This is a genomic window from Collimonas sp. (genome assembly GCF_035566555.1).
Lineage (GTDB): Bacteria > Pseudomonadota > Gammaproteobacteria > Burkholderiales > Burkholderiaceae_D > Collimonas.
This window is the reverse complement of sequence record NZ_DATMRB010000167.1, coordinates 23953-33882: the sequence shown is the minus strand read 5'-3', so window position 1 is coordinate 33882 and position 9930 is coordinate 23953. Positions and strand designations below refer to the sequence as shown.

At 62.7% G+C, this 9930-nt stretch carries 4 protein-coding genes; 1 reads left to right on the top strand and 3 read right to left on the bottom strand.

Translation table 11 applies throughout. The features are described 5' to 3' along the window. Together VNZ65_RS20800 and VNZ65_RS20795 are read right to left on the bottom strand one after the other, a co-directional pair. On the bottom strand, positions 1 to 6864 hold a 6864-nt coding region (locus VNZ65_RS20800; protein ID WP_325672435.1), incomplete at its 3' end, for a glucoamylase family protein. Between the two features lie 283 nt (positions 6865 to 7147). Beyond that, complete coding sequence (locus VNZ65_RS20795; RefSeq protein ID WP_325672433.1) at positions 7148 to 7480, bottom strand: hypothetical protein; 333 nt, start codon at positions 7478 to 7480, stop codon at positions 7148 to 7150. Positions 7481 to 7884: 404 nt separating this feature from the next. Here VNZ65_RS20795 and VNZ65_RS20790 point away from each other — a divergent pair, with 404 nt between their 5' ends. Beyond that, positions 7885 to 8310: an RcnB family protein gene (locus VNZ65_RS20790; RefSeq protein WP_325672431.1), complete on the top strand. Its 426-nt coding sequence runs from the start codon at positions 7885 to 7887 to the stop codon at positions 8308 to 8310. A 96-nt stretch (positions 8311 to 8406) separates the two neighbouring features. Here VNZ65_RS20790 and VNZ65_RS20785 read toward each other — a convergent pair whose 3' ends face one another. Continuing rightward, on the bottom strand, positions 8407 to 9675 hold the full coding sequence (locus VNZ65_RS20785; protein WP_325672429.1) for a divalent metal cation transporter: 1269 nt from the start codon (positions 9673 to 9675) through the stop codon (positions 8407 to 8409). Between the last annotated feature and the right edge of the window lie 255 nt (positions 9676 to 9930).

Genomic DNA, 9930 nt, shown 5'->3' with positions numbered 1-9930 from the left:
CAACTCGCCCAGCACCCATTCGGCATAGCCGGTGGCGGACAGCTTGCGTACCGCATCCGATTCGTTGCGTACGCGCAGCACCGAATACTTGACAGATGCATCGATGGCGACATAGACCGTCAGTTCGGAAACGATACCCTGTTCGATGTGTTCGAACACGCTGTAGCCGAAGCCATGGCGCGTCACATAGTCGCCGGCGCCGCGGCGCGGCAGCGGCGCCGGCGACCAGTAATGGCCGCTTTCTTCGTCGCGCAGGTAGAAGGTTTCGCCGCCGCTGTCGCTGACCGGATCGTTGGCCCAGGGCGTGAGACGGAATTCATGGGCGTTCTCGCCCCAGGTGTAAGCCTGGCCGCTTTCTGAAATGACCGTGCCGAACTGTGGATTGGCGATCACGTTGCTCCATGGCGCCGGCGTGGTTTGTCCCGCCGAGGTGGTGATCACGTATTCGCGGCCGTCGGCGCTGAAGCCGCCCAGGCCGTTTGCCATGAGCAGTTCACGGCTGGCCAAGGCCAGTCCGTCCGGGATGCTGAGCGCTTGCGGCCTGAGCGTAGGCGTCAGGCGCGGTACGCGGATTTCCATCAGATCGCGGCGGTTGATCTGCTCGGCCAGCGTACCGCGGCTGTCGGTCAGGATGACGCGCGCCACGGCCTGGAACAGGATCCGGTCTTCGTCGGAAATCTGGTCCACCAGGCGCAGGAAAATGCCGCCCGGACGGTCGATCGCATTGGCTCCGGTCACCGAGGAAATCAAGCCCATGATCTGTTCCTGCAGCAGCTGGCGATAGCCGGCGTGGTCTTCATTCCAGATCACCAGGTCGACCACCAGTCCTTTCGAACGCCAGTAGGCATGGGCTTGCACCAGCTGCCGCACCAGCTCGATGTTGTCCTGGCTCTTGATCTGCACCAGCACGATCGGCAGGTCGCCGGAAATGGCGTAGCCCCACAGGCCGGACTGGCCGCGATGATTGCGGACCAGCACGCTGGCGTTGGCGCGCAGCAGCGGATTGACGAACACTACCGAGTTCGCCAGGCGGCCATACAGCTGGGCGTCGGCTTCGCTGGCGTTGAGCTGGCGCAGCACCACCTGGCTGTGCGGCCAGGACAGTTCGACCACGCGGTCGGCCAGATGGCGGTCCTGGTATTTTTCGATCAGGCCGAGGCACAGATCGCGCGAGTCGCCGATGCCGGTCACCATGTCGATGGTCACCACTTGCTCTGGCTCCAGCGTGATCTGGCAGCGGATCGCCACGATCGGGTCGAGCACCGGCCCGGCGTTGCCGCCCAGCGGACCGGGCTTGCGCATGGCTTGCGGCGCCGCTACGGTGTTGCCGCGGCCGATGAATTCCATGCGGTCGGTCTCGTACGAAACCGCATCCAGCTCGGCGCCGTGGATCGCCATCAGGTGGAACATCCAGGGCATCTTCTCGTTCATGGAACGCGGCCGGCGGGTGCACAGGATGGCGCGTTGCGGATCGAGGATCTCGGTCTGTACGAACAGGTTGCTGAAGGCCGGATGGGTGGCGTCTGCCGCCGCCGGCGCCAGCACCACCTCGGCATAGCTGGTGATGTCGATGGTTCTGCGCATGCGTGAACGGTTGACGATGCGGGTGCGGCGCAGTTCGATATCGTCTTCCTGCGACACCACGATCTCGGTGTGCATGTCGAGATTGTTGTCGCGCCGGCGGAATTCGGCCCGGCCTTCGGAAAAGATCACTTCGTAGTTCTTGGGCGGCGCCAGCGTCGGCTGGTAGGCGGTCGACCAGAAATAGGCGCCGTCTTCATTGCCGCTTTCGGCGACGTCGCGTACGTAGCAGAAGGCGCCCCAGTTATCGCGCGTGCTGTCTTCGCGCCAGCGGGTCACCGCCAGATCGTTCCAGCGGCTGCGGCTGCCGCCGGCGCTGGTGATCATGACGTGATAACGGCCGTTCGACAGCAGCTGGACTTCCGGCGTGCGTGGATCAGGGCGTTGCAGTACGCGCATCTGCATGCCCTGGTCGCTGGCCGCGGTGCGGATGTCGGCCAGGTCGGTGGTGTTGGAGTAAGTGGCGCTGGCTTTGGGGACGCGTTCGTGGAGCAGGGACATGGTGGCCTGGAATAGTGGATAGGATTCAAAGCGCTTTTGCATGGGGCGGTCGAGCAGCAGGTAGGCCAGCGACAGGAAGCCCATGCCCTGGTGATGCGCCATGAAGGAACGGATCACGGCATTGTTCTGTCCGCGCGGCAGGCGCGACGGTGTGTAGTCGATGGCTTCAAAGAAGCCATACTCGCCTTCATATCCCTCCGCTGCCAGCTGCTGCAGGTTGCTGCAAGCCTCTTCCGGCGCCACCATCAGCGCCATCATCGAGGCATACGGCGCAATCACCAGGTCGTCGCCCAGGCCACGCTTGAAACCGAGGCCCGGGACGCCGAAGGCGCGGTATTGATAGTTGAGGCTGGCGTCGAAGGTGTGGTAGCCCGATTCTGAAATTCCCCACGGTACCTTGCGCTGGACACCATACTCGATCTGACGCTTGATGGCAGAGTCGTAGGTTTGTTCCAGCAGGGTGTTGGCGAAGGTCGGCATCACCAGCAACGGCATCAGGTATTCGAACATCGAGCCGCTCCATGACAGCAGGATCGGCTCGCCGCCGGCGACCGTCAACTGGCGGCCGAGGGCGAACCAGCTTTCCTGCGGCAACTGACCCTGAGCGATGGCGACGAAGGTTGTCATGCGGGCTTCCGAGGCCAGCAGGTCGTAAAAGCTGGCGTCGCGCCGGCGTTCGCTGACGTTGTAACCGATTGCCAGCAGGTGGGTGGCAGGATCGTACAGGAAACCGTATTCCATCCTGGCGAATTCTTCCGCCTGGGTCGCCAGCTGTTCGGTCAGCAGGATGTTCTCGCTGGCGCGCCGGCTGCCTTCGGCCAGCAGGCGCTGTAGTGTGGACAGGCGTTCGATCTGTTTCAGGTCGCTGTGTTCTGCCAGTTTTTTCTCGAATTTTTCTGTCAGCTCCGTATGCAGGCGCGCCAGCTGTCGCAAGGTCGGGATGCTGTCGAGTTCCGGGAAGTCATCCAGCCAGTCGGCCGGAACCAGCGCCTGGTTCCACGGCGTCAGCTGATCGAGTTCCGCCAGCGCTTCGCGGCACTGGCTGGCGAGCGCGCGCGCCCAGACATTGAGCTGGGTGTCGGGCACGGTGTCAAGACCGGCGACAAAGCTGGCCGCGCATTGGCTTAATCGCAGCAGGAAATCGTGGGCGACGGTCAATGTGACGGGAACGGATTGACAGGCGAAATCCAGGTCTCGTTCGAACTGAACCAGCTTGGCCAGCGGGCCGCCGCCAGCAGTGTCGCGCAGGATTTCATAAGTGTCGCGCAGGCCCGGAAAGACGCGGGCGCCGATGATGGCGCTGTCCAGCAAGCCTTCCAGGCCCGGGCGCAGGGTCAGCAGGTGGCCCGCCAGATTGCCGCTGTCCACGGTCGAGACGTAGATCGGATGCAGCGGTTTCAGGTACTGGGTGTCGTACCAGTTGTAGAAATGGCCTTGGTAACGCTCCAGCGCTCCCAGAGTCTGGAAGGTGTTTTGCGTGCGAATGATCAGTTGGCCGGCCGGGATGTAGCCGAAATCATAGGCCGCCAGGTTGGCCAGCAGCGACAGGCCGATATTGGTCGGCGAAGTGCGCCGCGCCACCACGGCGACCGGGTGTTCCTGGACATTGTCGAGCGGCAGCCAGTTGTCTTCCGGGCCGACATAGGTTTCAAAAAAAAGCCAGATCTTGCGCGACAGCGAGTGCAGGAACTGTGTCTGCTCGTTGCTCAGCTGCGCCTGGCGGCGGCTGATCGGCTGGCTGATCCAGTAAGCGACGAAAGGCGACGCCAGCCACAGCAGCAGGATCGCGGCGGCGGCTTCCAGCGCCTGCGGCCGGCCGATGCTCAAGTAGAGTGCAAGCGCAGCCGCCATGGCTGGGGCGATCCACATGGCGCGGTAATAGGAAAGCAGTCCGTTGCCGGACTGGCGGCTGGCCTCGCTGGAGGGTTGCCATTCCAGCAGTTTTTTGTGCGACACCAGTATCCGCCACTGGGTGCGGATCACGGCGTCGAGATTGACGGCTGCTTCATAGGGCAGAAAAATCAGGGTCAGCGCGGCGTGGCTGAAATGCTGGCCGGCGGCTTTCAGGGTGGCGGAAAAATGCTGGCGCAGCAGGACGTCGGCCGGTTTGCGCAACAGGCTGATGATGCTGGCGCAGATCGACGGGATCAGGATGATCGCCAGCACCACGCAGCTCCAGAACCAGGCCGACGGCAGCAGCAGCCAGCCGGCCAGCAGCAATGCCGTCAGCGCCGGGGCCACCATGCTGCGGCGCAGATTGTCGAACAGTTTCCAGCGCGACAGGGCCGACAGCGGATTGCGGTGGCGCACGATCTTGCCGCTCGCCGCATCGCGCACCCCCGGCACGCTCGGCAGCAGCCAGGAAGCTATCTGCCAGTCGCCGCGTATCCAGCGATGGCGGCGCCGTACGTCGGCGCTGTAGCGGGACGGGTATTGTTCATACAGCTGGACATCGCTCAGCAGGCCGGCGCGGGCATAGCAGCCTTCCAGCAAATCGTGGCTGAGCACGCGGTTTTCCGGCATGCGGTTGCCCAATGCCTGCTCAAAGGCATCGATGTCGTAGATGCCCTTGCCGACGAAAGAGCCTTCGCCGAACACGTCCTGGTACACATCGGATACCGTGCGGGTATAGGGATCGATGCCAATCTCGCCGCCGCACAGCAGCTCGTAGCGCGATGCCGCCGTGCTGGGCAGGCTGACCGCCACCCGCGGCTGCAGGATGCCGTAGCCGTCCACCACGCGCTCGCGGCCGGCGTCATACAGCGGCCGGTTCAGCGGATGTGCCATGGTGGCGACGAACTGCCTGGCGGCGTCGCGCGGCAGTTCCGTATCGGTATCCAGGGTAATGACGTAGCGAACGTTGCTGAGGCCGTCGGTATCGCCGACGATCAGCGAGTAGATATCCGTTTCGCCGCCGCGCAGGAAGGCATTCAGGTCGGCCAGCTTGCCGCGCTTGCGTTCGTAGCCCATCCAGGATTTTTCCTGTGGGTTCCAGCGGCGCGGACGATGCAGCAGCAGGAAACGGTCATCGTGGGCTTTGCTGTATTTTTTGCTGTCTTCCTGCTGGTACTTCTGGTTCAGTTCGGTAATGTTGTGCGCGATGTGTTCCAGCAGGCTGCCGTCTTCCGGCAGGTTTTCGCTGGCGGCGTCGGCAAAATCGGTCAGCAGGCAAAAACGCAGGTTGTCGTCGCGGTTGGCGAGATAGCGTACTTCCAAGGTCTCGGTCAGCTCATCGATGTTTTGCAGGGTGAACAGCATGGTGGGAACGACGACCAGCGTGCGCGATTCACGCGGTATGCCTTCCGAAAAATCCATGCGCGGCAGCGGTCGCGGCACCGTGATCAGCGTGGTGAACCAGTTGACCATGGCCAGCGCCAGCTGGCTGGCGGCCAGCAGGGTGATGATCCCCAGCATGGCCAGCAGCCGGGCGCCAACGCCGTCATCGACGGCTTTGGCCAACACCAGGCCGACCGCCAGCAGGCTCAGCAGCAGAATGCTGACGAGGTACACCGCCAACGGTGAATCGCGACCGGCGCTGCGCAGGCGGTCGCGCCAGGGCGGATTGAATGCGGCGGCCGCCTCTAGCTGCGGCAAGCCTTTGCCTACCAGGAAATAACCGACATGGCTGCTGCGCGTTTCGCTGCCGCCCGGCTGCATTTTGGCTGCCGCCAGCTGCAGCGCCTGTTGCGCAATCCCGATTTCGGACATGCTGCTGTACTTGGCGAGTTTTTCGACGACGTGGCGGTAGCAGTCGCGCGTGGCGAAATCCATGCGGGTATAGACGTCGCTCGGGTCCTTGCGCAAGATATGGTCGACCGCGCTCATGGTTTCGACGAATTCGCGCCAGTCCATGGCGCTCAGGAAGCGCAGGCTGCCGATGCTGTTGCTGATCGAAACCTGGTCGGCGGCCTGCTGCTGGGTTTCGGATTGGACCAGTTGTTCAATGGTCTGGCCGGATTCGGTCAGGCGTTGCGACAGCCAGGTCATGGGCAGCGTCAAGGCCGGGCTTTGTCCTTGCAGGCGCCGCACCAGCTCGGCCACGAAAGAACTGTCAAGCGGCGGATTGGAGCGCGCCATGTCGGCCACCAGCAGGATCAGGTTGCTGGGATCGTTCTCGGCGCTTTCCGCCATCGCATCGGCCCAGGAATCCGCCAGGTTGCGGTTGAGGCGGGTCTGCGCCAGATGGGCGGCGACCCGGCGCAGGTTTTCGATCAGGGCCAGGCGCAGCATGATAGGAATCGCCCACAGCTCGCCCAGCGTCAGCGGCGTCACCTGCTGGTAAGCGGCAACGAAGCGGCTCAGATTTTCCGGGTCGACGCGGCCGTCGCCGTGCGAAATGGTTTCCAGCGCGATGTCGTATACACGGGGACGTCCGGCGGAATTGCCGCGCAGCAGACGCGGCAATTCACGGCTGTAGTTTTTCGGCAGATGCCGCTTGGCGGTGCGTATTTGTTCTTCGATCAGGTAGAAGTTGTCGAGCAGCCATTCCGCCGCCGGCGTCACCTGGCGGCCGGTCTTGATGGCCTCGGTCAGCTGGCTGCAGGCATCGATGATCACGGCTTCATTCTCGGCCAGGCGCGCCAGCAGCTGGTCGCGGCCGCGTTCGGGGCTGAGCTTGTGCGCGTTTGCCAGGATCCGGCCATGCTGTTCCATCTGCAAGGCGCTGAACAATTCGGCGCGCAAGGGCAGCTCGTCGTCATCGCGGCCGCCGCCGCTGTCTGAGCGCAGCGCGGTTTTGATGGCGAGGAAGTAATCGAATACGGATTTGTGGTCTGTTTTCAATTCGGCCGTTTCTATTTTTTTAACGAAGAGAACAGGGCCGCGGGGTGCAGGCGAGGTGGTGGCGGTCTGGTTCTGGCCCTGCCGGATATCGCTTCTGGCAAGCGGCGGGGCGCCGCGTCAGGAGAAGACGTTCGACAGGGGACGGTAGAGATTTGGCCCGTAAGGGAGATGCGTAAGTACTGGCGAGCGCGGATCACTGACCTGCGGACCGTCCTACGCCTTACAGGGTAGCAGATTCCCGGGCGAAGCTCCAAGCAAGCGCTTGAAGCCCGCCAGGAGGAGGTTAGCGCGCCGGTACTACCACTACGGTTTCACCTTTTGAAGTGCCAGTCGCGCCGGTATTGCCGCGAGCTCCTGTGCTGCCGGTAGCGCCGGTATAGCCAGTCGCCCCGGTGTAACCGGTTGCGCCAGTATCGCCGGTAGCGCCGGTGTCGCCAGTCGCACCTGTACCGCCGGTGGCGCCGGGATGGCCAGTCGCACCTGTATAGCCGGTCGCGCCGGTATATCCGGTGGCGCCGGTGGCTCCCGGAGGGCCGGCAGGACCTGCCGGCATGGTGAAGCAGCCCGCCAATGCGAACGCCGACAGAGCGGCGATGAAGTATGCTGGATATTTCATGATGATTTCCTTTGTGTAGCCTATCAAAACTACCCACGGTATTGTGTGCAGTGATCCAGATTTGATCAGTCTCTGGCGATCAGGATCGCGGCGGCGGATCGGGCCGGCGCTACTGCAAGACCGCATCTTCTGCCGACCTGCACGCATAGTCCCGGGATGGTTTTCCGGCACGCTATGTATGCTGCTCAGGCTACGGCACTTGCCGCTACGGTTCGGTGCGCTGGGACACATAGCACGGTAATATGATGTGTTGCAGGAATGGAAAGCTATTTGCAGGCGAACCGCTGCTTGTGTGCGCTGGCGTACGGAATGCCTGCATCAGCGAGCCTATCCTGCATATAAGCCGAGAACGATTCGGCGCCGGACGCAAGAACATCGAAGCGTCACACACACTGGAGCCCAGCATGGAAAAGAAAACAGCAGCGAAAACAGTTGCCTCCGCCATCATGGCAATGTCGCTGATCACGGGTAGCCTGGCATTCGGCCAGGGACTTGACCGGCCCGTGCCGGGTTACGATCAGCAACATCGCGACGACCGGCCGGACCGCCGTGACGATCAGGACCACCGTGACGATCGTGGCCGTCAGCCGGATCGCGGCAATCACAATGACCAGCGCCGCGACGAGCGCGGTGCTGGTCCTGACCACGCGTTCTACCGCGGCCAGCGGCTGCCGCCTGAATACCGCGATCGTCAATATGTAGTCGACGACTGGCGCGGCCACCACCTGAGTGCGCCGCCGCGCGGCTATCATTGGGTGCAGACCGGCGGCGACTACGTCCTGGTGGCGATATCCACCGGCATCATCCTGCAGATGTTGTTGGGAAACTGATAACCGTGTGAAGTCATGGCCGCCGGCAGCGCCGGGGCCGGAAAAATCCCTGGCGGTCAGTCGATCGCCAGGGATTTTTGTTTGCCGTCGCGGATGTCATTGTCCAAATGTCATGAACATTGTCAGCACCGCCAGCGTCATGGCGCCGGTGCCGATCCATCCCAGCGCCTTGAGTTTCCTGCCGATGACGAAGCGCCCCATGATGGCGGAGTTGGCCGCCATCAGCATCATGACAGCCATGATGGGGACCGATATCACGCCGTTGATCACCGCGCTCCAGTACAAGGCCTTGATCGGATCGATCGGCGTAAAACACAGCATTACCCCGATGGTGGTGGAGACGGCGATGATGCCGTAGAACTTCTTTGCCAGCAGCGGCTTCATTTCCAGGCTGTTGTGCCAGTGGAAAGCACCTGCCATGGCGTAGGCTGCCGAGCCGGCCAGCACCGGCACCGCCAGCAGTCCGGTGCCGATAATGCCGGCGCTGAACAGGACGAAGGCAAATTCGCCGGCAATCGGCCGCAGCGCGGTAGCGGCCTGGGCCGAGGTCTGGATGTCGGTAATGCCATGCATGCCGAGCGACACGGCGGTGGTCAGCATGATGAAATAGGCGACGATGTTGGAAAATCCCATGCCGATGACCGTGTCTGTCCTGATCCTGCTGAAATTCGCGCTGGCCTGCTCCGGTGCGTCTTTCAGCGCTTTTGCTCCGGCTTGCGCCTGCATGTCTTCGACTTCCTGCGAAGCTTGCCAGAAAAACAGGTAAGGGCTGATCGTGGTGCCGAACACCGCCACCACGGTGGTGATATAGGCCGGTTTCCAGGACAGCTGCGGCCATACGGTTTTTGTGAACACTTCGGTCCAGGGCGTGTGCACCACGAATGCCGTGCCGACATAGGCCAGCAATGCCAGCGTCAGCCATTTCAACAGGCGCACATAGCGGTTGTAGGGAATGAATACCTGCAGTAACAGCGACAGCGCGCCGAAGCCCAGCGCATACAGATGGGCGGGTCCGCCTGTCAGCAGCGTCAGGGCTTCGCCCATGGCGGCGACATCGGCTGCGATATTGATGGTGTTCGCCACCAGCAGCAGCCCGACGATGCCGTACAGCAGCCAGGCCGGATAGTGCAGGCGGATATTGGTGGCGAGGCCGTGGCCGCTGACGCGGCCGATCCTGGCGCTGATGACCTGTATGCCTACCATCAGCGGGTAAGTCAGGAACAGCGTCCACAGCAGGTTGAAGCCGAATTGCGCGCCTGACTGGGAATAGGTCGCGATCCCGCTCGGATCATCGTCGGCGGCGCCGGTGATCAAGCCTGGGCCGAGTTTTTTTATCCATGACTGCCTGGATGCCGAATTTGCCATATATGCCCTGTTTGAGGCCCACGCTTAATCCCGCGCGCCGATTGCAGCAAGGGTAGGCGGCAAGACGGCAGCGGTCTGTGCGCCGCCACACACAGCTTGCCGGTGGCCGGGCCGGAAAGCTGCGCGCGGCTTAAAATCAGCGCTATGTGTGTCAGCGTACCGATCCGGCGGCGGGAAAGTTCTATAAATGAACCCTAGAGATCCGTGGCAGCGCCATCCGGCCGCTGTCTTGCCCCAGCCCTTCCCACCCCATTT